Annotated in this window: 20 protein-coding genes; 8 read left to right on the top strand and 12 right to left on the bottom strand. The window is 50.3% G+C overall.

All coding sequences use genetic code 11. The features are described 5' to 3' along the window. Positions 1 to 43: 43 nt before the first annotated feature. Positions 44 to 1,045, bottom strand: coding sequence for a taurine ABC transporter substrate-binding protein (tauA, locus tag GEV47_RS07220; protein WP_153234060.1), 1,002 nt, complete (start codon positions 1,043 to 1,045; stop codon positions 44 to 46). A 239-nt stretch (positions 1,046 to 1,284) separates the two neighbouring features. Between tauA and GEV47_RS07225 the strand changes: the two genes are divergently transcribed. Together GEV47_RS07225 and GEV47_RS07230 are read left to right on the top strand one after the other, a co-directional pair. After that, on the top strand, positions 1,285 to 1,614 hold the full coding sequence (locus GEV47_RS07225) for an SPW repeat protein (RefSeq protein ID WP_153234061.1): 330 nt from the start codon (positions 1,285 to 1,287) through the stop codon (positions 1,612 to 1,614). An 88-nt stretch (positions 1,615 to 1,702) separates the two neighbouring features. Further along, positions 1,703 to 2,407: a glutathione S-transferase C-terminal domain-containing protein gene (locus GEV47_RS07230; RefSeq protein ID WP_153234062.1), complete on the top strand. Its 705-nt coding sequence runs from the start codon at positions 1,703 to 1,705 to the stop codon at positions 2,405 to 2,407. Positions 2,408 to 2,565: 158 nt separating this feature from the next. On the opposite strand, the gene GEV47_RS07235 is transcribed toward GEV47_RS07230, so the two are convergent. The 3 genes from GEV47_RS07235 to GEV47_RS07245 all read right to left on the bottom strand — a co-directional run bounded on the left by GEV47_RS07235 (position 2,566) and on the right by GEV47_RS07245 (position 6,286). Next, positions 2,566 to 3,669, bottom strand: coding sequence for a patatin-like phospholipase family protein (locus GEV47_RS07235; RefSeq protein WP_153234063.1), 1,104 nt, complete (start codon positions 3,667 to 3,669; stop codon positions 2,566 to 2,568). 120 nt (positions 3,670 to 3,789) lie between these two features. Further along, entirely contained in the window at positions 3,790 to 5,193 is a 1,404-nt protein-coding gene (locus GEV47_RS07240) for a hypothetical protein (RefSeq protein WP_153234064.1), read from the bottom strand. 172 nt (positions 5,194 to 5,365) lie between these two features. After that, positions 5,366 to 6,286: a LysR family transcriptional regulator gene (locus tag GEV47_RS07245; protein WP_153234065.1), complete on the bottom strand. Its 921-nt coding sequence runs from the start codon at positions 6,284 to 6,286 to the stop codon at positions 5,366 to 5,368. Positions 6,287 to 6,737: 451 nt separating this feature from the next. On the opposite strand from GEV47_RS07245, the gene GEV47_RS07250 reads away from it, so the two are divergent. The 3 genes from GEV47_RS07250 to GEV47_RS07260 all read left to right on the top strand — a co-directional run bounded on the left by GEV47_RS07250 (position 6,738) and on the right by GEV47_RS07260 (position 11,634). Further along, positions 6,738 to 7,499, top strand: coding sequence for an MHYT domain-containing protein (locus GEV47_RS07250; protein ID WP_153234066.1), 762 nt, complete (start codon positions 6,738 to 6,740; stop codon positions 7,497 to 7,499). Between the two features lie 808 nt (positions 7,500 to 8,307). Further along, complete coding sequence (locus GEV47_RS07255; protein WP_153234067.1) at positions 8,308 to 10,272, top strand: alkyl/aryl-sulfatase; 1,965 nt, start codon at positions 8,308 to 8,310, stop codon at positions 10,270 to 10,272. Positions 10,273 to 10,503: 231 nt separating this feature from the next. After that, the gene (locus GEV47_RS07260) at positions 10,504 to 11,634 is read left to right on the top strand and encodes a porin (protein WP_153234276.1); all 1,131 of its coding nucleotides are present in this window, start codon (positions 10,504 to 10,506) and stop codon (positions 11,632 to 11,634) included. 160 nt (positions 11,635 to 11,794) lie between these two features. On the opposite strand, the gene psrA is transcribed toward GEV47_RS07260, so the two are convergent. Next, on the bottom strand, positions 11,795 to 12,898 hold the full coding sequence (gene psrA, locus GEV47_RS07265; RefSeq protein WP_153234068.1) for an iron-containing alcohol dehydrogenase PsrA: 1,104 nt from the start codon (positions 12,896 to 12,898) through the stop codon (positions 11,795 to 11,797). Positions 12,899 to 13,172: 274 nt separating this feature from the next. Here psrA and GEV47_RS07270 point away from each other — a divergent pair, with 274 nt between their 5' ends. Then, positions 13,173 to 14,057: a LysR substrate-binding domain-containing protein gene (locus GEV47_RS07270; protein ID WP_153234069.1), complete on the top strand. Its 885-nt coding sequence runs from the start codon at positions 13,173 to 13,175 to the stop codon at positions 14,055 to 14,057. Positions 14,058 to 14,164: 107 nt separating this feature from the next. Here the strand turns inward: GEV47_RS07270 and ssb are convergent, their stop codons facing one another. The 3 genes from ssb to GEV47_RS07285 form a co-directional block, all read right to left on the bottom strand. Next, on the bottom strand, positions 14,165 to 14,695 hold the full coding sequence (gene ssb / locus GEV47_RS07275) for a single-stranded DNA-binding protein (RefSeq protein ID WP_153234070.1): 531 nt from the start codon (positions 14,693 to 14,695) through the stop codon (positions 14,165 to 14,167). A 180-nt stretch (positions 14,696 to 14,875) separates the two neighbouring features. Next, on the bottom strand, positions 14,876 to 15,199 hold the full coding sequence (locus GEV47_RS07280; protein ID WP_153234071.1) for a HigA family addiction module antitoxin: 324 nt from the start codon (positions 15,197 to 15,199) through the stop codon (positions 14,876 to 14,878). Between the two features lie 15 nt (positions 15,200 to 15,214). Beyond that, positions 15,215 to 15,496: a type II toxin-antitoxin system RelE/ParE family toxin gene (locus GEV47_RS07285; protein WP_153234072.1), complete on the bottom strand. Its 282-nt coding sequence runs from the start codon at positions 15,494 to 15,496 to the stop codon at positions 15,215 to 15,217. Between the two features lie 253 nt (positions 15,497 to 15,749). Here GEV47_RS07285 and uvrA point away from each other — a divergent pair, with 253 nt between their 5' ends. Further along, positions 15,750 to 18,602 (top strand): excinuclease ABC subunit UvrA, encoded by a 2,853-nt coding sequence (uvrA, locus tag GEV47_RS07290; protein ID WP_153234073.1) that lies wholly within the window; start codon positions 15,750 to 15,752, stop codon positions 18,600 to 18,602. Positions 18,603 to 18,690: 88 nt separating this feature from the next. Beyond that, positions 18,691 to 19,458 carry a phytanoyl-CoA dioxygenase family protein gene (locus GEV47_RS07295; RefSeq protein WP_153234074.1) on the top strand — a complete coding sequence of 256 codons (768 nt, stop codon included), beginning with the start codon at positions 18,691 to 18,693 and terminating at the stop codon, positions 19,456 to 19,458. A 47-nt stretch (positions 19,459 to 19,505) separates the two neighbouring features. Here GEV47_RS07295 and GEV47_RS07300 read toward each other — a convergent pair whose 3' ends face one another. The 4 genes from GEV47_RS07300 to gspD form a co-directional block, all read right to left on the bottom strand. After that, positions 19,506 to 20,012: a type II secretion system protein N gene (locus GEV47_RS07300; RefSeq protein WP_194270604.1), complete on the bottom strand. Its 507-nt coding sequence runs from the start codon at positions 20,010 to 20,012 to the stop codon at positions 19,506 to 19,508. Positions 20,013 to 20,130: 118 nt separating this feature from the next. After that, entirely contained in the window at positions 20,131 to 21,360 is a 1,230-nt protein-coding gene (gspF, locus tag GEV47_RS07305) for a type II secretion system inner membrane protein GspF (protein WP_153234076.1), read from the bottom strand. A gap of 17 nt (positions 21,361 to 21,377) precedes the next feature. Continuing rightward, positions 21,378 to 22,823: a type II secretion system ATPase GspE gene (gspE, locus tag GEV47_RS07310; protein ID WP_153234077.1), complete on the bottom strand. Its 1,446-nt coding sequence runs from the start codon at positions 22,821 to 22,823 to the stop codon at positions 21,378 to 21,380. Next, positions 22,820 to 25,111, bottom strand: a complete 2,292-nt coding sequence (gene gspD / locus GEV47_RS07315) for a type II secretion system secretin GspD (RefSeq protein WP_322741582.1) — start codon at positions 25,109 to 25,111, stop codon at positions 22,820 to 22,822. Before gspD ends, gspE begins: the two co-directional genes overlap by 4 nt. Positions 25,112 to 25,115: the final 4 nt, after the last annotated feature.

Genomic DNA, 25,115 nt, shown 5'->3' on the forward strand with positions numbered 1-25,115 from the left:
AACGTGCCATGCGTACCACGGCTTTGCGTAAGGTCAATAAAACTTATTTTTCAGCCTGTGCCACAAAAGTCCCATTCACATACGGCTGATAATCCGGCAATACGCGTTCCACTTTCTTTTGCTCTTTCAGGAATGCGGAAGTCGCTGCCAATGCCTTGACGGTAGTACCATCAACGCCGCCCAGCAATTGCACTTGTTCTTTCAAGACAGGGAAGCTGCTACCAGCCAATAATTCAGGGATGTCCGATTCTTTGGCGCCAGTCAAACGTGCAATTTTCACTGACTGCGGCGAGCCAACTTTCCACTCTGCGCCATGAGCACGGTAATCGGCATAGGCCAGTCCAGTCACTTTCACAAACTCCGTCACAAAGTCAGGATTTTTTTGCGCAAAATCTTTACGAACTATCCACGCATCAAACGTCGGCGCGCCCCATTTTGCCACCTCTGCTGAGCTCGTCAAAATCTTGCCGGTCTCTTTCGCCTTACCTAATGCCGGATCCCACACATAAGCCGCATCGATATCGCCACGCTGCCAGGCAGCGGTAATTTCTTGTGGACGTAAATTCAGAATCTGCACTTTGTTTGGGTCTATGCCCCAATGCTTCAAAGCCGCCAATAAGCTGTAATGCGTGGTCGAAACAAACGGCACCGCGATTTTCTTACCGATCAAATCCTGTGCTTTCGTAATGCCGCTGCCATTGCGCACCACCAGCGCTTCTGCCTGACCGATCTGCGCCGCAATCAAGATGGTTTCAATCGGCAATTCACGCGTAGCGGCCGCAGCCAATGGACTGCTGCCAAGATAACCGACCTGAATATCACCGGAAGCAACCGCTGTAATCACATCTGCGCCGCTATCAAATTTTTTCCAATTGATTTTCCAGCCAGTCGCCTTTTCATAAGCACCGTCAGCTTGTGCCACTTTGGCAGGCTCGACCACAGTTTGATAGGCGATGTTGACTTCTTTATCTGCAGCCAAAGCGTGCGCAGAAATGAGAGAGAAAATAGCCAGTGCTGGCAATTTTTTAAGAGCGGCGGCAATCATGGAATTCCTCGTTGGGGTTGGTTAAAGTTGTCATTACCGATCGCTTACAGTACGCGATTTGTACTACAAGCAAAACGAAGGAATTCGGCGATGCTTATGCGATTTTCAAATATCTCGACAGGAGGAAACAAGATTATTGAATAAGCAAAACAGCAAGAGGCGAAATTCACTCATCTAAGCAATTAAGAGTAAATTGAAAATATATATCGCTGCAAATTACGACGTGCGGAGAGATTGTCATGAACATACGTTGGCAGGATTGGGTATGCATAGGGCTAGGTTGCTGGCTGATGCTTTCACCTTGGCAGATGGATTATTGGCTAAACAAACCCGCAACCGAAAACGCCATCGGGATTGGCGCCGTGCTGATCATGTTTAATTTAATTTCTGTCAATAGACTGATCGACAAAGGCGAAGAAATTCTCAATATTCTGTTAGGTTTTTGGATCATGCTCTCGCCGTTTACGCTGAATTTTCAAGATGAGAAAACAATGATGTTAAACATGGTTCTGGTTGGCTCCTTGATCGTCATCCTTGCTGTCTGGCAGATTTATGATACGGTGAAATAAGAAAAATTCTATTTATACGAAGCGACAACGCCATTTGGCAATTTTGCGTATGCTTACTCTTTCCTTGAATCCGTAAATAAGGTTTTTCATGACTAGTCTTTCCACCTTCCCCATCACCCAAAAGTGGCCAGCTCAGCATCCTGATCGCATCCAACTTTATTCTCTGCCGACACCCAACGGCGTCAAAGTATCCATCATGCTGGAAGAATGTGGTCTGCCCTATGAGCCACATCTGGTCAGTTTCGAGACCAATGACCAAATGTCACCGGCGTTTCTGTCACTCAACCCTAATAACAAAATCCCTGCCATTCTCGATCCCAATGGTCCAGGTGGACAACCACTGCCGTTGTTTGAGTCCGGTGCGATCCTGATATATCTGGCTGATAAATGCGAGCAATTCATGCCTAAAGATCTTGCTGCTCGTTATGAGACTATCCAGTGGCTGATGTTCCAAATGGGCGGCATTGGGCCGATGTTCGGGCAGGTTGGTTTTTTTCACAAATTCGCTGGCAAGGACTACGAAGACAAGCGCCCGCGCGATCGTTACGTTGCCGAGGCTAAGCGTTTACTCGCCGTATTGAATCAACGACTTGCGAAACGCCAGTGGATTATGGGAGATGCGTATACCATCGCCGATATCGCCACTTTCCCTTGGGTGCGCAACCTGATCGGCTTCTATGAAGCTGGCGATCTGGTGGGTATTGCAGATTTCCCGCATGTCACGCGCGCGTTAGATGCATTTGTGGCGCGTCCGGCGGTCGTAAAAGGTCTGCAAATTCCCAAACGGGGTTGAGCTTCGCATAGTACGGCAGTAACTGTCCTATCACTTCAACAGCAAATTAGCGGTACAAAAATAAAAGCGGAGCCTATATGGACTCCGCTTTTATTTACGCGTTAAACAATGTCAGTACCGAACATGCAGTTAGCCGTCGATGCGGTCAAATGAATGTACTACAGCGGTTGCACCAGGCGCATATCGGGGCGCTCCACAAACGCAGCAAACGCATCGCGTAACTGCGTTCCTTGCCGGATTGCCACTTGCCATTGCTGCTGGCGCATCTCGTGTTCCAGACCGTAGTGCGAAAAATCTTTGCGGTCCGGCAGTTTTTTGCGCGGCAGGCTGCGCAGGAATGATGCTGACGGCGCCAACACAATCACGTTGTCCATCCAATCGCGATGACGGTCTTGTCCGGCGCGCCGCCACGGTAAAGCTTTGTCAAGCCAGCCCGGTACGATGTGCCGGCTAAAATGCGGATACAGCACCAAGTCGGCGTCCAGCCCTTGTTGCAGGCGTGTGTAGGGCAGCGCCAGATGATAGTCGATAATTCCGCCATCCCAGTAAGTGCCGCGTGGCGCATGCAAAATTTCGGAGACCGGTTCCATCACCAACGGCAGTGTGCCAGAAGCCAATAACACCGCCTCCAGATTGGCCGCGGACAGCGGTGCGAAATGGGTATTGAAAGCGTCAAACGAAGCACTTAGCCAGTGATTCGCTGCGCGTACATCACCGATTACGACTCGCTCCAGATGACGTGCCAAACCGGCCCGTGAAGTCAGATTGGCCAAGGTCGCTGCACCGAAGCCTGCTTTAATGGCCCAGTTATTGCGCGGCACATCAAGCAAACCGCGGCCGCGTGCGGTGATCAATTGCAAACGATGATAAGGATGGCTGGTGATATCCGCTGCATGGCCAGCGATGAAATCGTGCAACACATCTTGCACCACCGTACTGACTTGCAATGGCGACGGCTTTTTCGAATAACGCTGTGCGCAATAGACGTCCCCTAACCGTTGAAAAGCCGCTACGGGATCGCTGTCACAGGCCGCTGCCATACGCCAGGCACCGATCGAAGAACCAATCAACGTGCGCTCACGCGGGGCCGCCGGTAACCAATGACCGAACAGGAATTGATCAAGTGCTTGGAATATCAAACCCTTGGGACCACCGGCAGCAGCTGGAATTACGGCCACGTCCTGCGCTTGCAGACCATGACTTTTGAGCCGCGCCAACGCTCCCGGGCCGGCGTGAATTGTCAGAGGTGATGATGCATTCATTTGTTCGTTTTCATTTATATCGTTACCGGCTAAAAAAATCATTGCCTCAACAGCGGACGCAAAAAAACTTCCGGCACACATTGATGTGTGCCGGAAGTTCGATATGGTAACGCTATTAACCTACTTTGGTTTGACGCAACCACGCTGCTCAAAAGTGGCGCGATCCGTATAGGTGGATTGCGGGAAGTACTCACCTAATACTGCCGCTTCATCGCCCGGTTTTTTGGTAGCGAACAAGCTCTGTGGATAGAACTCACGTGATGGCATCATATGGCGATAAATCAGAATACCGCCAGCCGAATTGCCGATGCCGTCGCCAGCACTACCCCAGTCCAGCCACGCCACGCCACATTCGGCGCGAGCATTCGCTGGCCGCTGCGCCGCCGTCGAGACCACGATAGTATAGTCGCCGTGACTATCCAGCGGCACCTGCTCGTCGTACAGACAATCATCGACGGCAGTATCCGCCAGCGAGTGATTCTTACACACTGACCAGTAACGTAACTGCGCTGGCTTCATCACTTTCTCATTGCCGTAGGTATGCGGCGTGGTGGGTGCCTTGGCATGCATCACTAATATCGCCCCATAACGCTGATCGATGTAGGCCGACATGTAAGTATTATCCAGTGTGCCGTAAAAGCCGTTACGCCGTGTCGTATCCATTTTCGCGCGTAACGCTTCGTACGGCGTACCAATCAATACGTTGGTTACAGATAAAGCTGGATTGAAGAAAGCACTCCATAACGGTGGGTTTTGCGCCGGATGCAATGGAGCGCTCGGCCCGGTTAGTGCAAACATCTGATGCACCGTGTCGACTGGTAAATGCACATCGCGGATTTCCCCCTCTGGCACGATGATCTGTTTGCACAGTGTCGCACCGGTCACGGTCTGCCCGTCGGCCAGCATCATCACGGGTTCCGGCAGTGGCACGCCCCCCTTAATGTCCTGCCCGTGGTCTGGAACATAGACCCTGTACCAAAGCTGCTGCACGCCATTGCTGGCATTGGCAAAAAGGCGGTTGCCATGACTACGGCCATCAGCGACGTTGACTTGTCCCATACTGCCTTCGGCCAGGTCAATACGATAGGCACGCTGTTTGCCATCGCGCTGCGCACCCGGAAGAAACGGATTAACCGAGCCAGGTTCCGGCGCGATCATCAAGTCATTCAGACGGTCGACCGGCAAGCCCTCAGCGTTGTAAGTCGTGAAGGACATGTGGCGTCCATGCGTAAACTCTCCCTGCAGATAAAGCTTGGCGCCGGGCGGTAACTTGTACTGCGCTGCCCAATACGTCGCGCCGGTATCTGGAAACAGAATATTGAAGGAATTGGCACTGACGGTGCCGCCCCAAAAGCAATTGGTCGGTATTGATGATTGCGCCGACATATGGGCAATCTGCTCGGCCGACATTGGCGCTACTTGCGGACGCCAGGTGCTTAAATCAGGCGGTTGGGCGTTACTGGCGATACTGACCATGAGCGTGGCACCGATCGCCATTGCACCGAATATGTTACGTACTGTCATGCTGGTGTCTCCTCGTTCCTACGGAATCGTTGTTATGTACATGCACTGCGCCATAAAGAAGCGAACAGGCGAACATAACGATACTGGCAGAACGAGATACATAATTCAAATGCATATATTTGATATTTTCAATGCGAAAAACGCATATGTATTTATATCAAACTTGCTATAACTAAACGAGAGATCCGTCGTGCAAACTCCGATCACACTCGATGATCACCTCCATCGCCCGCTGCGCCGTGGGTGAAACACTGCGGTTGGCCAGATACACAATCACGAACTGCATGTCGAAGCCAGCGGAATCGATGAATTCGATACGCTGCAGACGACCGTCAGCCAGTTCGCTACGTACTGCCGACAACGGGGCATAGAATGCAATGTCAGACTGCTCGGCCAATAGCTTGAGCGAAAATACGCTATTACACTCAACCCGAAAATTAAGCATATCTCCCGATTTGAAGCGCAACGATTTGCGCATTTCCTCGCGCATATGTGGCGGCAACGGCACCGAAGCCAGATGCATCTGGCGCAACAGCGCATGGGACAGAGTGGCATTCTTGAATACCGGATGCCCGGCACGCACAAACCACCCGCAGTGATGGGGCGTCATCAGATGCGTTGCCAGTTCCGGCGCATGTATAATGCCGCGCCTATCCGTGACAAAGAAGTCAATGCTCTCCGCATGTAATTGCTCCAGCATTCCGATCCAGTTATTCACTTCCGCCCGCATCGATAGCCGAGGATAAGCCTTGGTCAGCATCGCCATCGTTTGCGACAACATGATCGCTGCCGGATATGGACCAAAACCAAAACTGACATCGCCCAAATCGTGATTCTTGAATAGAGAAACGTCACGCTCCAGCGCACGCGCTTCGAACAAGACCCGACGCGCGCGCTCCATCACCAGCTTGCCGGCTGGCGTCAATGTCACACCACGCGGATGGCGGTCGAATAACTGCAATTCCATATCCTGCTCCAGCGCCTGGATACTGCGCGTCAGCGCAGGTTGACTCAGATGCACTTCCTCAGCTGCCCGTGCGAACGATCCCTCTTTCGCCAGCGCCACCAGTTGTTCCAGTTGACGTAGATTCATTCAATGCGCTCCCCACATTAATATCATTCTATTCATGCGTTTTTATTATGTTTAATGCCCGCCTATATTGGACTACTTCGCCATAAAAGGCGAGCAACACGACATGCCCCTGGCTACTAGCGTAAGCCATCCGATACAAATCATGGCCAGCACCCCACTCATTTCGTTGACGAGATTCCAGTCATGCATTTATTGCATCAATATGATGCAATAAATGCATTTGAATTGGAAAATAATATATTGCATAGTGGAAATTACTTGCAATTTGGACTAATCTGTCTTTGCTTCACATTTGTAATATTAAGAAATTTTTGATGTAGATAATTTGTAGAAAAATTTAGGAAGGGAATTAAAGGATGCCTCACAAGTAATCGAATTTATGCATGTTGTGACTGGCCATCCTTCGTAATTATTTATCTTTATAAAATTCACAAAAAACGGAGAAAATATAATGGAACCATTGCTAGGCCAGCTACTGCAACCTAAGTATTCGTTTGTTCTGATTTTTCTGTCTTATATCATTTCTTTTTTTGGCTCCCTGCTTGCTTTACAGTGCACGAAATGGATGTTCCGCAAAGACGGCACTTTGGACCGGGAAGTAGCTATCTGCGCTGCAATCGCACTCGGCGGTATCGGAATATGGTCTATGCATTTCATCGGCATGCAGGCATATCGCTTACCGGTACCGATCACCTATGATCTGGTGCTGACGGTCATTTCGCTCATTGCCGCTATCGTCATCTCTGGCATTGCGTTGTACATGACCGGACGCGGTGGAAAATTCAAAGTGCGCGGCTGGCTTGCCGGCAGTTTGCTGGCGGGGCTGGGGGTCTGCGTAATGCACTATATGGGCATGTACGCAATGGACCTGAGTGCAGTCATGACCTTGAATCCTGTCACTGTCGGGCTTTCAGTAGTCATCGCCATCGTCGCAGCCGCCGCAGCACTGTGGCTAGCGTTCAATCTGACCAAGCTATCGCATCACATAATTGCCGCACTGGTCATGGGGCTTGCTGTGTGCAGCATGCATTATGTCGGCATGTCGGCAGCTAGCATGATATGTGTTGCCGAGAAGTCGTCGACTGCGTGGAAAATTTCTGGTGACGATCTTGGTCTCTGGGTTTTCGGTGTAGCTTCGATCGCACTGCTATATATTTTCTGGGTGGTAATGGGACGTAACATTGCCAATCCAGCATTGCAAAGCAGCGCGTGACACCTACTTTCACACTCGTACTTTGATGGGCTCTGCTGCATTATTTCAAGACCCTCGTGAAGAATTCGGAGGGCATCCAAAATGAAATTTGCATGGTCTCCGATAACCTGATTTTCTGAGAAGATTGACGCCCATTTAAAGAATTAAGCAAAGCCAAAACGGTGAAAACCTGTTTTGGCTTTTTTATTTCTGCTCGCCCTGACGTGTGGACATGTTCGCCTCCCTCTGTCAGCAACCGTGTTAACGCCACTTGCGACAACCTTCGGGGGAGCATCACTTTTTTGTATTCTCAGTACTAGTTCAGGAGAAATCTTACAGAGCACGCCCTGCCGTGATCGACATCGCAGTTGCGCTTGACGCAGACCGGCAAGCGTCAGTACGCGCATCGAGACGCTACGCCGCCACGCTCATGGCACCAGTCTGTAAGCACAAATGGCGTTAGAAGCGGAGATGATGGTCGAGTCGCTGGGTGACTACGAAACAACAGAAGGCATCAATGCTTTCTTGGCCAAGCGCTCACCGGATTTTGTCGCCATAAGTCGGATCTGACGAGGTCTTCACCATCACATGCCCCACAGGGCGATAACAAATTCGCACTGATGTGTATTTTTCCATGCAGCAATGCGTCATACGCATTGATTGCCTTCGAAAAACGCATTGGACTGCATGGCATCCAGCTCTTATTCTCAATAGATATACAAAATAAAAGACGAGACATGAACGGCCACATTTGCATTCGAAAATGTGACCGCCAACATGATCCACTAAAGCACCTTAAATTTTACGAATCCAAGATGAGACAAGCAATATGAAGAAACTTAATTACTCAATACTCGTTGCGATGTTGGCACTAGCGGCCGGTTGCAGCAAAAACGACGGCGTCGGTGGCACTGCCAGCGATGCCACTGCGGCCACACAGAAGGTCAACCAGCAGTTCGCACAAGAACTCAAACTCGACGATCAACAAGATTTTGAAGATGCAAAACGCGGCTTCATCGCCCGTCCTAGCGGACAGATTCGCGCCGCCGACGGTAGTGTGCTGATTGACTTCGACTCATTCAAATTCGTCGATGGCAAAGCTCCACCAACAGTCAACCCTAGTCTGTGGCGACATGCCATTCTTGATAATCAGATTGGCTTGTTCAAAGTAACCGACGGTATCTACCAATTACGTGGTTTCGATATCGCCAACATTACACTGATCGAAGGCAAAACCGGCTGGATCGTAGTTGACACCCTCACTTGCCGCGAAACCTCAGCAGCGGCAATGGCATTCGCTCGCAAATATCTGGGTGACAAGCCGGTCTCGGCCGTCATCTTTTCACACAGCCACGCCGATCACTTCGGTGGCGCACTCGGCATCATCTCGGCCAAGGAAGCGGCTGAACGCAAGGTACCTATCATCGCGCCGATTGGCTTCATGGAAGAAGCCACCAGCGAGAACGTGCTAGTCGGTCCGGCGATGGGTCGCCGCTCGACGTACCAGTTCGGCAAAGATCTGCCGCGCTCTGCTACAGGCATGGTCGATAATGGACTCGGCGAGGCCGTAGGCTATGGTACCTTCGGTATTCTGCAGCCGACGCAAATCATCAGTAAGCCGACCGAAGAAGTGATGGTCGATGGCGTGCGCATCATATTCCACAACGTCCCGGGCGCCGAAGCTCCGGCCGAAATGACCTTCTCGATTCCCGATAAAAAAGCCTACGGCGGCGCCGAAAATCTGGCGCAGACCATGCACAATCTGCTGCCGATACGCGGTGCCAAAGTGCGCGATGCGCAGCGTTGGGCCGAATACATGCAGCAAGCGTTGGATCAAACGGCCGATACGGAAGTCTATTTCGGCCAACACAACTGGCCAATCTGGGGTCATGCGCACATCGCCGAATTCATCACCAAGCACCGCGACGTCTACCAGTACACACACGACCAGACGGTGCGATTGATTAATGCTGGCTACACCCCGCGTGAAATCGCCGACACCGTGAAACTACCGGAATCGCTGTCCAATTATTTCGGCGCGCGCGGCTACTACGGCGATCTGCGTCACAACGTCAAAGCGGTTTATCAGTTCTACATGGGTGCCTACGACGGCAATCCGGTCAACCTGAATCCGTTGACGCCGCAGGATTCAGCCAAGCATTACGTCGAACTCGCAGGCGGTGCCGACAAAGCTGTTGCTGCTGCTCAGGTCGCGTTCGACAAAGGTGATTATCGCTGGGCGTCGCAATTGCTAAACGATGTCGTGTTCGCGCAACCCTATAACAAAGGCGCGAAAGAACTGCTGGCGCGTACTTACGATCAGATGGGCTACATGTCAGAGGCTGCGACCTGGCGCAACAGCTACCTTACTGCGGCCAACGAACTGCGCAACGGCCCGCCAACGAAAGGGATCAACCGCGCCAACATGTTGGAATTTCTGGCGCAAACCCCAACTGAAGAGTTCCTGATATCCATGGCCGCCAGTCTCAATGGTCCCGCTGCCGACGGCAAGAACCTGAAGATCAATCTCGAGTTATCTGACTCCAAAGAATCCTTCGTGCTGTGGATCGAAAATTCGGTACTGCATTACAAGAAGGCTGCACCCGATGCTGATGCCAACGCCACGTTGACGCTAACCAAAGACATCTTTATCAAAATGATGGCCGGTACAGCGGGTATCAAAGACACGTTGCTGAGCGACGACTTGAAGGTAGACGGCAGCAGGATTGACTTGCTGCGCTTCTTCACGCTCTTTGACAAAGCACCGGGCACGTTTGCGATCGTTACGAAATAGTTTCAAGGAAAAATTCTGAAGCGCGCGCTAAGAACGGCATGAGCAGTACACGCAACCCAGAACGCCTGCCTAACTTGCTCACACAATTTCGGAATACAAGTTGTGAGAGCAATTCCAAGGTTATTTTTTTGTAGGTGCAGGGACACGGCAGGAAGATTTTTTTGACGAAGAAGCACCCCGGCATGCAACGACTTGTCCGGCATATAAAAACTACCAGGAGATGAAATGAAGTTGAAACTGAAATTAACCAGCATCGCGACATTGCTCGTATGCGCCGGTGCAGCACAAGCGCAAACCTCAGTGACACTGTACGGCACGATCGATACCGGTCTTTTTTACCAGACCACATCAGCCTCGACGCTTAGTCCGGCAGCGAAGAATAACGGCAGCATATTTGCCATGAAGGACGCCGGTTATTACACCAGTTATTGGGGCATGAAGGGCAGCGAGGATCTGGGGAGCGGCTACAAGGCAAACTTTCAACTACAAGGGGCTTACAGCAGCACTACCGGAAAATTCGGCCTGAGCGATACCCTCGGCACCACGGCGATATTCAATCAGATTGCCGCTGTCGGGATGTCTGGTCCGTTCGGCACATTCAACGCGGGACGCCAAATTACGCCAATGATTTATGCCATGGCTGACACCGACGTTCGTGACGGTAAGTTTTTCGGTAGTATCTTGACCGCATGGGCAGCCATGAACACGGCTGCTGGTTGGGCTGGCGCCACCACCAACGCGCCGATCGGTTCGTTATATGACAGCAATGCAATCATCTACGAATCACCAAAATTCGGCGGCGCAACGCTGGGGTTGGAATATGCGCCTGGCGGTACCGCTGGCAGTACCAAGGCTGCGACGCGCGAATCGGCAGTACTGAGATATGTAAATGGTGGCTTGCACCTGTCCGCTGTTTATTACAACGGCTACGACAGTAATCCTCCGCTCGGCGTGGTGTCAACGCCGAACGGAACCAATAACAATCGCCTGAGCTATCTTGGCGCGCTCTACACTATTAATGATTTTTCTGTATCGACCTCGTTCACCAACGCCAAGAATCCGTCGCAAGCCAACAAGCTCGACATTGATTCCTACTCACTTGGATTGGGTTATCGCTTCTCACCAGTATTTCAGATTACGAGCGGCGTTTATTACCTGAAAGACAATAATTTTTCTGTCAATAAATCAACGATGGTCGCACTCGGCGCAGAATATCGCTTATCCAAAAGAACCTTGCTCTATCTTGAAGCAGGGCATGTCAACAACAAAGGCGACATGACTCAGATGATCGCTTACGGTCAGCCAGCAGCACCGGGTATGGCCACAACCGCCGTCATGGCCGGGGTTCGCCACTATTTTTGATCTTGGCAAGATTTGCAGATCAGCTAAACGTTACGCGTGATGCACTTTGCATCGCGCGTGGCTTGCACCGTTTAGCGGCTACAAGCAATCCGGCAATGGGCGTAACTTGGTCAGTACGGTTTGGAGGAATTTCTGGGATACAAGGCGATGCATTTACGCCTCAAGACAGAGCGGCGGTGATTTTTGTTCCGATAAAATTTTTCCCTCGTGCGCCCTGCATTGCGTGCTGAATCATCTCTTGCGCTTCCTGCGCTGAAACGCCGTAGTCGGAAAATTCGGTGCGAACTTCCAGTTGATGCAAAAAATCGCGCAAACGCTTTACTGCGGTTTTACGGTCGGAATTAAACGCCTTCTGTAAAGTCGCATCTCTGTCGGACCGTTCACCCCACGCCATATCTAGTACCAGCGGGAGCGTGAACGAACAAGCTATCCCATGCGGCAATCCATATCGCAAAGTCATTTCGTAAGAAATAGAGTGAGCCAGAGCAGTTTTGGTATTGGAGAATGCCAATCCCGCCTTCATCGCAGCGAGTGCCATAGATGATCGCAGTGTTTTGTTGCCGAGGTCTCTGGCAAGCAGCGGCAAACAAACAATGATTTCGTGAATCGCTTCAATGGCGAAAGTGTCAGAAATCGAATTCGCATTGACATTCCAAATAGCTTCCAGTGCATGCGATAACGCGTCCAGTCCCGTAGAAATGGTAACTGCCTTGGGGAGTGTCAGCATTAAGTCCGGATCAACAATGGCCGCTTTGGGCCAGGTACATTCCAGATGCAATGAGTATTTTTTTTGGTTTGCTGCATCCCAAATCGTTGCCCATGGCGTTACTTCACTGCCAGTGCCTGCGGTCGTCGGGATCGCGATCAGCGTCTTCGCCCTGCTTGGCGCGAAAGACTTGCCATCGGCAAGCAACGTCAATAGCTCATCGAAATTGCCACTTTCCGTTCCAACTATTAACGCCTTGGCGGTGTCGATAGCACTTCCACCTCCCAACGCCACAACGGTATCGCACGCGTTTTCCTCTTGCCAGAACCGGTTATACATTTCTGCCAATTGGGCAACGTCCGGATTGGGGAGAACATTTTCAATTACATAAACCAACTGCTCACCGAGCAAATCTTCCAGTTTCTTAACCAGGCCCAATGATCGCGCTTCGGGAAATGTCACCACGACAACCTTGGCTCCGTTGAGGATACGAGGCAATTCTTCCAGACTGCCAGGGCCGAAATGGGTTGCGACGGGATTAAAGTATCGTTGTGTCATTGGCATTTCCTGTTGGTTGGTAATTGAGTAACGCAAAACAATCGATTTAATACTTGTCACCGTCATCCTGGCGAACGCGAAAATCCGGATTACGAAAGGTGGATTCCTGCGGTCGCGGGAACAACGAGGTCACTTTTAAAATGATTATTTAGTATTACTTAGCTCTCAGCAGATAGATTGTCGATGCGCTGGAGCTTTAGAACAAATCGATTGTTCTATATCTTCTATCGTTCTGACCGATAATAGGAAATCGCCACTTATTGATTGCGTATTTATGTATCAGTACCATAAATGGATACGGTCGTTTCATGCTGTCGCCAAAACAGACAGCTTTACCGCTGCAGCAAGCTACCTGAAAATAGGCCAGCCAACGATCAGCGAGCAAGTCAAAGCATTGGAAGACAGATTTGCCGTAGAGCTGTTTTACCGCCGCGGTCGACATGTTGAATTAACGGACGCCGGGCGGCGTTTATATGAAATCACTGAAGGCATTTTCGGTCAGGAAGACGAAGCTATTCAACTGCTGCAAAGTCTGCATTCTCAAAAAACCGGATTGCTACGCATAGGTGCAGTTTCACCGCCCGTTGTGATGAATCTGACCTACGACTTAATGCGCAAGCATCCGGACATTGAATTCGCGATCTCGATCAACGCGGAACAAGAAACACTGGCCCGGCTCTATGACTTTACAATCGACATCGCCATTTTGGCCTTAACAGAAACGGATAAACGTCTGTATGCCGTTCCTTACCGCACCTACCCTATTGTTGCAGTCGTCAGAGACGATCATCCATGGGCGAACAAATCATCCATACCATTGACCAGCATCCGCAATGAAGCGGTCATCATGCGCGAACCTGGCTCCAAAACGCGGGAGTTGCTTGAGAACGCATGTAACAATCAGGGTATCCAGATAAATTGCGTGATGGAGCTCAATAGCCGCGAAGCCATCATGCATGCCATTGCCGAAGGTATCGGCATAGGTTTCGTTTCTGAGATCGAATACGTGCCGATACCGGGAACGAAGGCGATCAAGCTTAAAGGCACGCCGGTGACAATAGACTATTACATGTGCGCGCTTGCAGTGCGCAAAAACCGGCCACTGATTAGAAGTGTGCTTGAACCAGGAGCGTTATCGAAGGCAACTCGTAAAAAGTAGTTTCGATGGAATTCTCCTTAGTCATGACAAATAAAAATGACAACAATAAAAAACGGAGCCTGTATAAGGGCTCCGTTTTTTTATTTACACTTTATCGAACATATATTTTAGAACGGAATATCGTCATCCATATCAGAGAAGTTCGGTGCAGGACGCGATGGCGCAGACTGTGCTGGTCGCGACGGGGCGCTGTTGCCATATGAAGAGCCACCAGAAGATGCATTGCCCATATTTTGACGCGGTGCTGGTGCTGAAGCGGGTGCGCTGTCGTAACCGCCGTCGTCCATCTGTGCATTACCACCTGGACGGCCGCCTAGCATTTGCATGGTGTCGGAAATAATTTCTGTGGTGTAACGCTCAGCGCCTTCTTTGTCGGTCCATTTGCGCGTTTGCAAACGGCCTTCCAGATACACTTGCGAACCTTTTTTCAGATACTGACCGGCGATTTCAGCCAGTTTGCGGTAGAAAGTGACGCGATGCCATTCAGTCAATTCTTTCTTTTCACCGCTGTTTTTGTCTTTCCAGGTTTCGCTGGTTGCCACTGAGATATTGGTTACTGCTTCGCCATTCGGCATGTAGCGTGTTTCTGGATCGCGGCCCAGGGTGCCGACGATGATCACTTTATTGACTGATGCCATATTATTTCTCCTGAATCTAGATTAAATGTGTCACCACGCAGGCTGGCTGACCATACGCAGTACTGTGGTAACTCCGCTGTAATTTCGCTATACCGGACGAGATTATACAGAGGCCAGACCCGAATACGGTTACCAACGATGCAAAAGATTGACGCGTGTTAGCAGTCTGATACTGGGTGATCAATTAGATACCTGATCCATCATAGGTGCAGGCTGCACACGCATGGGTTCAAGTTTGAAACGCTGTTCTGCTTGCCACATATCATAGTCACTTTGCTCGGCAAGCCAAATTCTCGCATCACCGCCACGCTCTACTCCTAACCATGCCTGAATCCGTAAAGCCATTTCAGGCGAAATAGCCGCGCGACCATTTAGCACACGAGACAACGTCACGCGTCCAACGCCTAATTGTTTTGCTGCTTCAGTCACAGACAAACCTAAAGCGGGTAACACAGTATCACGCAAGGTTAATCCGGGATGCGGTGGATTAAACATATGTGCCATGATGAGTTTCCTTTTTTAGTGATAATCCTGATAGTCAACTAACACTGCATCCTCACCGTCAAAAGCAAATGTCATACGCCAGTTTCCATTTGCCCAGACGGAAAAATGTCCTTTTAATTCTTTTCCTTTTAGAGAATGAAATTTCCATCCTGGAAGGTTCATCCCTTGTGCATTTGTTACGCGATTCAGACGTCGTAACATCTCAGCTAATCGTGGAGCATGAGCAGCTTGGATGCCAACCACACTTCCTGTCTCAAAAAAGACTTTCAAGCCTTTGTGCTTAAATGTTTTAATCATTGTATCGCATAACACTACAAACAGAAATTAACACCGCCTCTACTCACGCCAAATTAGTCGATTCCATCGTTCGCATTTACAGCGTATTTCATTAACCTGTCCGCACAAGTACGAGCCACCAAACCCAAACATTCTGACCCTGATATAGTAGCAAGCTTACTTGCTCAACTATGATGCCTATCAAGCAATTTAAGTTTTTTGGCAGTAGAGCAAACCCGACACTATCCAGCAAAAAATTACACAAAGGCTGTTCATGGAAGAAATTCGTATCCGGGGTGCGCGTACGCATAACCTTAAAAACATCAATCTGGATTTACCTCGTAATAAACTGATCGTGATTACCGGTTTATCCGGCTCGGGTAAGTCATCGTTGGCGTTTGACACTTTGTATGCGGAAGGCCAGCGTCGCTATGTGGAATCGCTGTCTTCATATGCGCGGCAATTTTTGCAGTTGATGGAAAAGCCGGATGTAGATTTGATTGAAGGCTTGTCGCCGGCGATTTCGATTGAGCAAAAGGCCACTTCGCACAATCCGCGCTCTACCGTCGGCACGGTAACGGAAATCCACGACTATCTGCGTCTGTTATACGCGCGCGTCGGCACGCCTTATTGCCCGGATCATCCGGAAAATCCATTGGCGGCGCAGTCAGTATCGCAAATGGTCGATGCTGTACTAGCGATGCCGGAAGATACCAAGCTGATGATTTTGGCACCGGTAGTCGCCAATCGCAAAGGCGAGCACGTTGATTTGTTCGAGCAAATGCAGGCACAAGGTTTTGTGCGCTTTCGGATTCAAAGCGGCACGCATGCGGCGAAGATTTACGACGTCGATGATTTGCCGAAGTTGAAAAAAACGGAAAAACATACCATCGCCGTGGTGATCGACCGCGTCAAAGTCAAAGCCGATATCAAGCAGCGTTTGGCGGAAAGCTTTGAAACCGCATTGCGAATAGCCGATGGCCGGGCGATTGCGGAAGAAATGGATACGGGTGTCGAGCATTTATTTTCGAATAAATTCGCCTGTGCGATTTGCGGTTATTCATTGCAGGAATTGGAACCGCGCCTGTTCTCGTTCAACAATCCCATGGGTGCTTGTCCGGAATGTGATGGCTTGGGTCATATCGAATTTTTCGATCCCAAACGTATCGTTGCTTTTCCTAATTTATCGCTCGCCAGTGGCGCAGTAAAAGGCTGGGATAGACGTAATCAGTTTTACTTCCAGATGCTGACCAGCATCGCTGCGCATTATGATTTCGATCTTGATATCCCGTTTGAAAAATTGACGGAAGAAGCGCAACAAGCCGTGTTGTATGGCTCTGGCCGCGCCACCATTCCATTCACTTACATCAACGAACGCGGCAAAGCTGTCATCAAAGAACATACGTTTGAAGGTGTCGTCAATAATTTGCAACGACGTTATCGTGAAACCGATTCGATGGCGGTCAAAGAAGAGCTGGCTAAATTCATCAACGAAAAAGAATGTCCGTCGTGCCACGGTGCACGTTTGCGGATCGAAGCGCGTTTTGTCAAAGTCGGTAACGGCAAACAAGAACGTGCCATTTACGAAATCGCCGCAACGCCATTACGGGAAACTTTGCACTTCTTTGAAAAACTGAAACTGACTGGCGCGAAAAAAGAAATCGCTGATCGCATCATCAAAGAAATCATTTCGCGTTTGACCTTCCTCAACAACGTCGGCCTGGATTATTTGTCGCTGGAACGCAGTGCTGATACGCTATCGGGCGGTGAAGCCCAGCGCATCCGCCTGGCATCGCAAATCGGTTCTGGTTTGACTGGTGTGATGTATGTATTGGATGAACCATCGATCGGCTTGCATCAACGCGACAACGATAGATTAATTGACACTTTGCGTCATTTGCGCGATATCGGCAACAGCGTGCTGGTGGTCGAACATGACGAAGATGCGATTCGTACCGCCGATTATGTAGTCGACATGGGTTTGGGCGCAGGTGTGCATGGTGGAGAAGTGATCGCTGAAGGTACGCTGGAACAAATCCTGAAAAGCAAGAAATCGCTGACCGCAAAGTATTTAAACGGCACGTTGAAAATCGCCGTTCCGAAAAAACGTACGCCGTCCGATCCCGATCGCCAATTCATCATCGCGGGTGCCACAGGAAACAATCTGAAAAACGTGACGATGAAATTGCCAGTCGGCTTGATGACATGCGTGACCGGTGTTTCCGGATCGGGTAAATCAACGCTGGTCAACGACACTTTGTATCACGCTACCTCACGCCATTTGTACGGTTCACAAACCGAACCGGCAGCACATGAATCCATCAGTGGGTTAGAACATTTCGACAAAGTCATTTCAGTTGATCAGGCGCCGATTGGTCGTACTCCTCGCTCTAATCCGGCAACCTACACCGGCTTGTTTACGCCGATACGTGATTTGTTTGCTGGCGTTCCGACTGCCAAAGAACGTGGTTATAGCGCTGGACGTTTTTCGTTCAACGTCAAAGGTGGGCGCTGTGAAGCTTGCCAGGGTGATGGCGTAATCAAGGTTGAGATGCATTTCTTGCCCGACGTTTACGTGCCGTGTGATGTCTGCCACGGAAAACGTTATAACCGCGAAACGCTGGAAGTCCATTACAAAGGGAGAAATGTCACCGAAGTGCTCGCCATGACGGTGGAAGAAGCGCATGAATTTTTCAAGCCGGTACCGGTGATCGCACGTAAATTGCAAACCTTGCTGGATGTCGGATTGGGTTATATCCGCCTCGGTCAAAGCGCCACCACACTGTCCGGCGGTGAGGCGCAACGGGTTAAATTATCATTGGAATTATCGAAACGCGATACTGGTCGCACTTTGTATATTTTAGATGAGCCAACCACTGGTTTGCATTTCCACGATATCGATTTGCTGTTAAAAGTCATTCATCGTTTGCGCGATCAAGGCAACACCATGGTCATCATTGAACACAATCTGGACGTAATTAAAACAGCCGACTGGATAGTCGATTTAGGACCGGAAGGTGGCGCAGGCGGTGGCAAAATCATCGCTACCGGTACGCCGGAAGATGTCGCCAACAATCCTGCCAGCGTGACTGGAAAATATCTGGCACCATTGCTTGAGAAGAAATAAATATCCGGATTTTTTCTCACTGTCACAAATGACAGTGAGAAAAAATCGCGCTCCACACCCTACGATTTAGATAAATCGGAACATTGTTATGAATTTCAACGCGCTCACCGCCGAGCAAATATCGGCCTTCAAAAATGATGGCTATCTGATCCTGCCAAAAATGGTTCCCGCTGCACATTTCAAGCAGATGGTGACTATCACCAATGAACATTTATTCGATGCCGTTCCACCGTTGGAATATGAAACCGAGGTCGGTTATGCGGGTGCGCCATCGTCGTTTGAAAGCCTCGGCGGCCGTACTGCACGACGCTTGAAAGATGCCTATCATCGGCATGAGGTATTTAAAACATGGGCAACTGATCCGCACCTGGTGAAGATGTTAGGTCAACTTCTGGGCGAACAAGTTTGCCTGACGCTGGCGCATCACAATTGTGTGATGACTAAGCATCCCGACTTCGGCACTGCCACCGGCTGGCATCGTGATATTCGCTATTGGTCTTTCCCGCGTAACGAATTGATTTCAGTATGGCTGGCCCTTGACAACGAAGTTGAGAGCAACGGCGGTCTGCGCATCATCCCCGGCTCGCATCGCTGGCAGATCAAACCCGAACAGATGGACGATCTGGATTTTCTACGACCTGATGTCGCCGAAAATCAGGCCTTATTCGCGCAAGGAATTTCATTGCACTTAGAAAAAGGAGACGTCTTGTTCTTTCATAGTGGGTTGTTTCATGCTGCAGGAAGAAACAATAGTCGAATGATCAAAGAATCCGTGGTATTTGCTTACCACGGCATCAGCAATGCGCCGATTGTCGGTACCCGCTCTGCCTCGGCTGAGGATATTGCACTTCCTTAAATCAACGATTTAACTGGCCGGAAATGCGCTACGCATTTCTGACCTGCCTATCCTCTGGTATCCGCTTCCGGTTGCGGCGGTGGCATACCAGGTGGCGGTGGTACTGAAGGTTGCATAGTCATTGGCGCCGCAGGTGCATTATTGGATTTCTGCGGCAACACGACTCGTTGATTCACTCCACCGTTCGATAGCAAAATATAGTCAGGATGAACTTCACTAATTTGTACGCCAGGCTGAATATCGCTGCCAACGCGCAATGCTTGTGCAGGCTTGCCATCGACACTGACGATGGCGGCACTGCCTGTGCCATTTTTCGCGGCAACTACGCCCAGTAATTGGTAGTTGCTGGCAATCGCCACCGGTTGTAAATCGCCGCCAAACAGGTTCGCCGCCGCAGCTGGATCTATCGCCTGCTGCACCACCAATGGTGCAGCTACCGGCCGTTGTTTTGGCTTCATCCATTGCAATGTCCAATAGGTCAGTGATGCACACAACGCCATAAAGAGCAGCAAGCTGAGGATAGTGTTCGCTGGTTTAACTTTTATTTTTTTCATAGCTACTTTTCGATAGGAAAAGTGCAAACAAAACCCGTTTAGGCAGGCGTGCCGACGCAGACAGTACATTAGTACGGCAAGGTGGCACAACAACGCATAAACGGCTTTTTGTCTGCACTTACTTCACCAACTGATTAATTTCGATAATTGGCATCAACACCGCCAACACAATCAATAACACCACGACACCCATGGCTAAAATCAATGCAGGTTCCAACAAACCGGCAATGGTCATGGCACGACGTTCTAAATCTTGTTCCTGCGCGGCGGATGCGCGTTCCAACATCGCTGGCAATTCGCCCGTAATTTCGCCGGCACGTATCATGTGGATCAACATCGGTGGAAAATATTTGTGTGCGGACAAAGCGCGCGCCAGGCCCACACCTTCACGTACACTGGTAGTGGCATCGTCCACTTGCTTACGCATGGCGACATTGGAAAGCGTATCGCGACTGGTTTGCAATGCCTGCAAAATTGGCACACCTGAACCGGTGGTGATCGACAAGGTGCTGGCAAAGCGTGCCGTGTTCAAGCTGCGCTCAAACTTGCCGTACAAAGGTGCACGCAGCAACCAGCTATGCCAACGCATTTTGATGTCGGGATTTTTCAAGGCGCGAAGCCAGACAGTGCTGGCAACAATGGCGACGACTAAAACGATCCATCCGTAATGACGGACAAAATCCGATATCGCCAGCATCATCACCGTCAACAATGGCAGTTTCTGTTTAGTATTAGCAAATACAGAAACGATTTGCGGCACCACATACGTCAACAAAAATATCACGATAATAAATGCCACCACAGTCACAATCGCAGGGTAAGTAAACGCCAGTTTGACTTTGGATACCAATGCATTACGCCGTTCCAGATAATCAGCCAAGCGAGATAACACGCGCGACAATTGACCAATGTGTTCACCCGACGCCACCAGAGCACGATAGATGTCGGCAAACTCGCGTGGATGATTTGACAGCGCATCCGATAAGGCCACGCCTCCCATCACTTCAGAACGAATCGAAGCGATCAAATCCCGCAAATAAGGTCGTTCTGCCTGTTCCAGCAACGCAGTTAATGCTTGCTCCAGCGGCAAACTGGCCTCTAGCAAACTGGCAAGTTGACGCGTGAACAAGGTCAATTCCACCGTCGATAATTTTTCGCCGAAACGTCGATTTAAGCCCGTGCCTCCTGCAGCTGCCGCTTCCTTTTGACTGGTGATTTGTTCGACGCTAATAGGCACCAGTTCTTGCTCACGCAAATCCGCTCTGGCCGCCCGCGCATTATCAGCGTTGACGACACCCTTTTTGGTTTTGCCGAGACTATCAACGGCTTCATAACGAAATGCTGGCATGCGATTTTCCTTAACCCTTATTCCTTAGCCACTCGCAACAACTCCGCCATGGTGGTAGTGCCATCGGCCAGCCAACGCTCGCCATCCTGCCGCATCGTCCGCATCCCATCACGTTGCGCCATCGCAGCAATGTCCGCTTCAGAAGCGCGTTCGTGTATCAACGCATGAATTTCATTGGTCGATTGCAGTAATTCATAAATGCCGACACGACCGTGATAACCGGTATGCCCACAATGGTCGCAACCGACGGCTTGCCAGGTACCGTCATGATCTTGATGACGGCAATGAATACATAGCTTGCGCACCAGCCGTTGTGCCACTACACCAAGCAAGGAGGACGACAGCAGAAAAGGTTCTATCCCCATATCAAGCAAACGTGTGACGGCGGCCGCAGAATCATTGGTGTGCAAGGTAGCCAGCACTAAATGGCCGGTCAGTGAAGCTTGTACCGCAATTTGCGCCGTTTCCAGATCGCGAATTTCACCGATCATGATGACATCAGGATCTTGGCGCAAAATTGCCCGTAGCGCTTTGGCAAACGTCATATCGATCTTGGCATTGACTTGCGTCTGACCGACGCCCGCCAGTTCGTATTCGATCGGATCTTCCACCGTCAATACGTTGGTACTGGTGGTATTTAAACGTGATAGCGCAGCGTACAACGTAGTGGTTTTACCGGAGCCGGTCGGGCCTGTGACCAACACGATACCGTGCGGTTGCTTGATTAATTTATCGAATTGCGCCAGCACTGATGTACTCATACCAAGCTTGCCCAAGTCCATGCGGCCTGCGTCCTTATCCAGCAAACGCAATACCGCACGCTCGCCATGGCCGGTTGGCAAAGTCGATACCCGCACGTCAACCGCTTTACCAGCAACGCGCAGGGCGATGCGACCATCTTGCGGCAAACGCTTTTCTGCAATATCCAGCTGCGACATAATTTTGATACGCGAAATCAGCGACGCATGCACCGCTTTCTTTGGTCGAATCACATCGCGTAAGTTGCCATCCACGCGAAAACGCACCACCGAAATTTGCTCGAACGGTTCAATATGAATATCAGATGCACCATCGCGCAGCGCTTGCGTCAACAAGGCGTTGATCATCCGAATCACTGGTGCGTCATCGGCTGACTCCATCAAATCTTCTATGGTCGGCACGTCCTGCATCAATTTGCCGAGATCAAGATTGGATTCAAATTCATCCGCCACTTTGGCAGCATCACCGCCACCACTGGCGTAGGCACGTGCAATCGCCGCTTCCAGTTCGTCACTGGGGATAGAACGCAATTTTATTTTGCCAAAACGACGCGACACTTCTGCAATCGCATTCGGCTTGGTCGCATCGCACACCAACACTTCGAGCGTCAGATTAGCTTGGGGATCCGACGTATCCGTATCTTCCGGTTGTTGTGCCAGTATCAAAAAATTACGCGCGAATGCGTAAGGCAAGAAACGACTCATGGTGTGTTGTTGACCGGTTGTGATGGTGTTGGGGCAGTCGCCGGAGTTGTCACTGTTGCTGCAGTGTCGCTCGCTTTTTTCCTGTCTGGATTCAAATTCATCAACGTGCCATCAAATGCGCCATCGAGCACATGACGTACATCTTCATTACGCTGTAACGCAGGAAGCGATCCTGGGCTGGTATTGAGTAATAAGTTTGATTGCGGCGGCGCATTACGCGCTTGTGCTGCCTGAATATAATCGTAACGATCGGCTACGACATTGTCATTCGCTGCTGCATCACGAATGATGGTCGGGCGCAAAAAAATCAGTAGGTTATTTTTTGTCTTGGTGTTGTTCTTGGACTTAAACAGACCACCTATCCACGGAATACTGGATAAGCCAGGCACAGATTCCTGGTAATTGGTTGTCGTCTCTTGCATCAAGCCGCCCAGTACCAGGACTTCGCCATCACCCACGACCACATTGGTATCGACCAGACGTTTATTGATGTTAACCCCGGAAGTATTATTAATGGATGATGGGTCAACCGTGGAGACCTCTTGGGTAATACTCATCTTCACTGTTCCATCTTGAGAAATCTGCGGTTTCACTCGCAATGCGACACCGACATCTTGCCGTTCAACAGTTTGAAATGGATTACTGGTACTGCCACCAGTGGTACTAGGCAAATAGCTACCTGTGACAATCGGAATATTTTGACCGACGATCATTTTGGCTTCTTCATTATCCAAGGTGATCAAGTTCGGCACCGACAGCACGTTACCAACATTGTCGTTCTGAAAAGCCTGAGCCAATACACCCAAACCCAATTTACCAGCCAGTTGACGGAATATACCTACCGTTAAGCCATTACTCGGCTGTGTTACCACGCCAGTCCCTGTGCTTAGCCCAAGTGCCTGAGTGAAAATGTTATCGCCACTCGCCGGAGTCCCTGATGCGACGCCGCCACCGACACGATAACTGCTATTGCTATTACCGCTCAATCCCAGCCATTGCACCCCCATCCCTGCATTGGCGGTATCACTCACCTCAACGATCAAGGCTTCGATATATACCTGTTCGCGTCGCATATCGAGTTGATCAATCACCGTGCGCAAATCACGATATACGGGTTCGCTGGCAGTGATAATCAACGTGTTGGTGCTGGCATCTGCCTGGATAAAGCCGCCTTTACTGCCACCGCCGCTACTGCTGGCGCCGGTGTTGGTGATCGGTGATTTTGCCGCTGCTGTGCCTGTGCTGGTGCTACCAAAACTACTGCCACCACTGCTACCGGAACTACCGTTGCTGCTACCGCTACCTCCCAACATGCTGGTCGTTCCGCTATCACTTGTGGTGGTTGGCGCAGGGCTCGACGTATCGAATGACACCATAGATCGCAGCGTTTGTGCCAGTTTGGTTGCATCTGCATTTTTCAGATACACCACATGAACGTTACCGGCTTGTGCCGTTGGCTGATCCAGTTTCGCAATCAACGATTTCGCCAGATTGGCACGTGCCACGGTGGGTGCTCGCAGGATCACCGAGTTGGTACGAGGATCTGCCATGAGAGTGATGCGACTGCTATCACCGCCGGCAGCACCTGCTGCTTGCCCGGCTGTGCCATTGTCCAGCAATCTGGTCACCATCGTCGCCAAATCGCTGGCCACAGCGTAGCGCACCGGAATGACATCCAGGTCAGTGATATTGGGCGTATCCAGAGTCGCAATCATCTTGCTGATGCGATTCAGATTGTCTGCGTAATCGGTCACCACCAAGGTATTGTTACCAGGATTAGCGTTGATGGTGTTATTCGGCGAAATCAGTGGACGCAACACCGGCACCAGATTGGTTGCCGATTCATAATTCAACGTGAAAATGCGCGTCGCAATTTGATCGCCTTTGACGCTTCTCACCTGGGTCGGGCTGACCTGCAATTTGGCATCGGCTTCTGGTACGACTTTTACAAAACCATCACCCCGCACCAGCGAAAATCCTTGCAAACGCAAGGTCGCCGCCAACATGTCAAAGGCCTGGGCTTTTGTGAGCGCTTTCTCAGACACCAGACTGATCGTGCCTTTTACTCTGGGGTCGATAATGAAAGTGGTATTGGTGTATTGACCGACGGCTTTAATCACCGATTCAATATCAGCACCGACAAAATTCATGATGGCTTGGTTAGAATCCGGTGAACCCTGTGCTTGCGGCACGTTATTTGGTCCTTCAGCAAACGTCAGCATCGGGGTAGAAACGAAGGACAGCGCAATGGCGCTGACAAGTATATTTTTGGCGAATTTATTTTGCACGATG

Origin of the sequence: Glaciimonas soli, assembly GCF_009497155.1 — a bacterium.
GTDB classification, from domain to species: domain Bacteria; phylum Pseudomonadota; class Gammaproteobacteria; order Burkholderiales; family Burkholderiaceae_D; genus Glaciimonas; species Glaciimonas soli.

Excerpts from the sequence above, each read along its gene's own strand:
- GEV47_RS07280 (WP_153234071.1), bottom strand. The coding sequence starts at position 15,199 with ATGGCACATATGTTTAATCCACCGCATCCCGGATTAACCTTGCGTGAT.
- GEV47_RS07245 (WP_153234065.1), bottom strand. The coding sequence starts at position 6,286 with ATGAATCTACGTCAACTGGAACAACTGGTGGCGCTGGCGAAAGAGGGA.
- GEV47_RS07250 (WP_153234066.1), top strand. The coding sequence starts at position 6,738 with ATGGAACCATTGCTAGGCCAGCTACTGCAACCTAAGTATTCGTTTGTT.
- GEV47_RS07255 (WP_153234067.1), top strand. The coding sequence starts at position 8,308 with ATGAAGAAACTTAATTACTCAATACTCGTTGCGATGTTGGCACTAGCG.
- GEV47_RS07240 (WP_153234064.1), bottom strand. The coding sequence starts at position 5,193 with ATGACAGTACGTAACATATTCGGTGCAATGGCGATCGGTGCCACGCTC.
- GEV47_RS07285 (WP_153234072.1), bottom strand. The coding sequence starts at position 15,496 with ATGATTAAAACATTTAAGCACAAAGGCTTGAAAGTCTTTTTTGAGACA.
- gspF (WP_153234076.1), bottom strand. The coding sequence starts at position 21,360 with ATGCCAGCATTTCGTTATGAAGCCGTTGATAGTCTCGGCAAAACCAAA.
- GEV47_RS07300 (WP_194270604.1), bottom strand. The coding sequence starts at position 20,012 with ATGAAAAAAATAAAAGTTAAACCAGCGAACACTATCCTCAGCTTGCTG.
- gspE (WP_153234077.1), bottom strand. The coding sequence starts at position 22,823 with ATGAGTCGTTTCTTGCCTTACGCATTCGCGCGTAATTTTTTGATACTG.
- GEV47_RS07225 (WP_153234061.1), top strand. The coding sequence starts at position 1,285 with ATGAACATACGTTGGCAGGATTGGGTATGCATAGGGCTAGGTTGCTGG.
- GEV47_RS07235 (WP_153234063.1), bottom strand. The coding sequence starts at position 3,669 with ATGAATGCATCATCACCTCTGACAATTCACGCCGGCCCGGGAGCGTTG.
- uvrA (WP_153234073.1), top strand. The coding sequence starts at position 15,750 with ATGGAAGAAATTCGTATCCGGGGTGCGCGTACGCATAACCTTAAAAAC.
- ssb (WP_153234070.1), bottom strand. The coding sequence starts at position 14,695 with ATGGCATCAGTCAATAAAGTGATCATCGTCGGCACCCTGGGCCGCGAT.
- GEV47_RS07270 (WP_153234069.1), top strand. The coding sequence starts at position 13,173 with ATGTATCAGTACCATAAATGGATACGGTCGTTTCATGCTGTCGCCAAA.
- GEV47_RS07230 (WP_153234062.1), top strand. The coding sequence starts at position 1,703 with ATGACTAGTCTTTCCACCTTCCCCATCACCCAAAAGTGGCCAGCTCAG.
- psrA (WP_153234068.1), bottom strand. The coding sequence starts at position 12,898 with ATGACACAACGATACTTTAATCCCGTCGCAACCCATTTCGGCCCTGGC.
- GEV47_RS07295 (WP_153234074.1), top strand. The coding sequence starts at position 18,691 with ATGAATTTCAACGCGCTCACCGCCGAGCAAATATCGGCCTTCAAAAAT.
- tauA (WP_153234060.1), bottom strand. The coding sequence starts at position 1,045 with ATGATTGCCGCCGCTCTTAAAAAATTGCCAGCACTGGCTATTTTCTCT.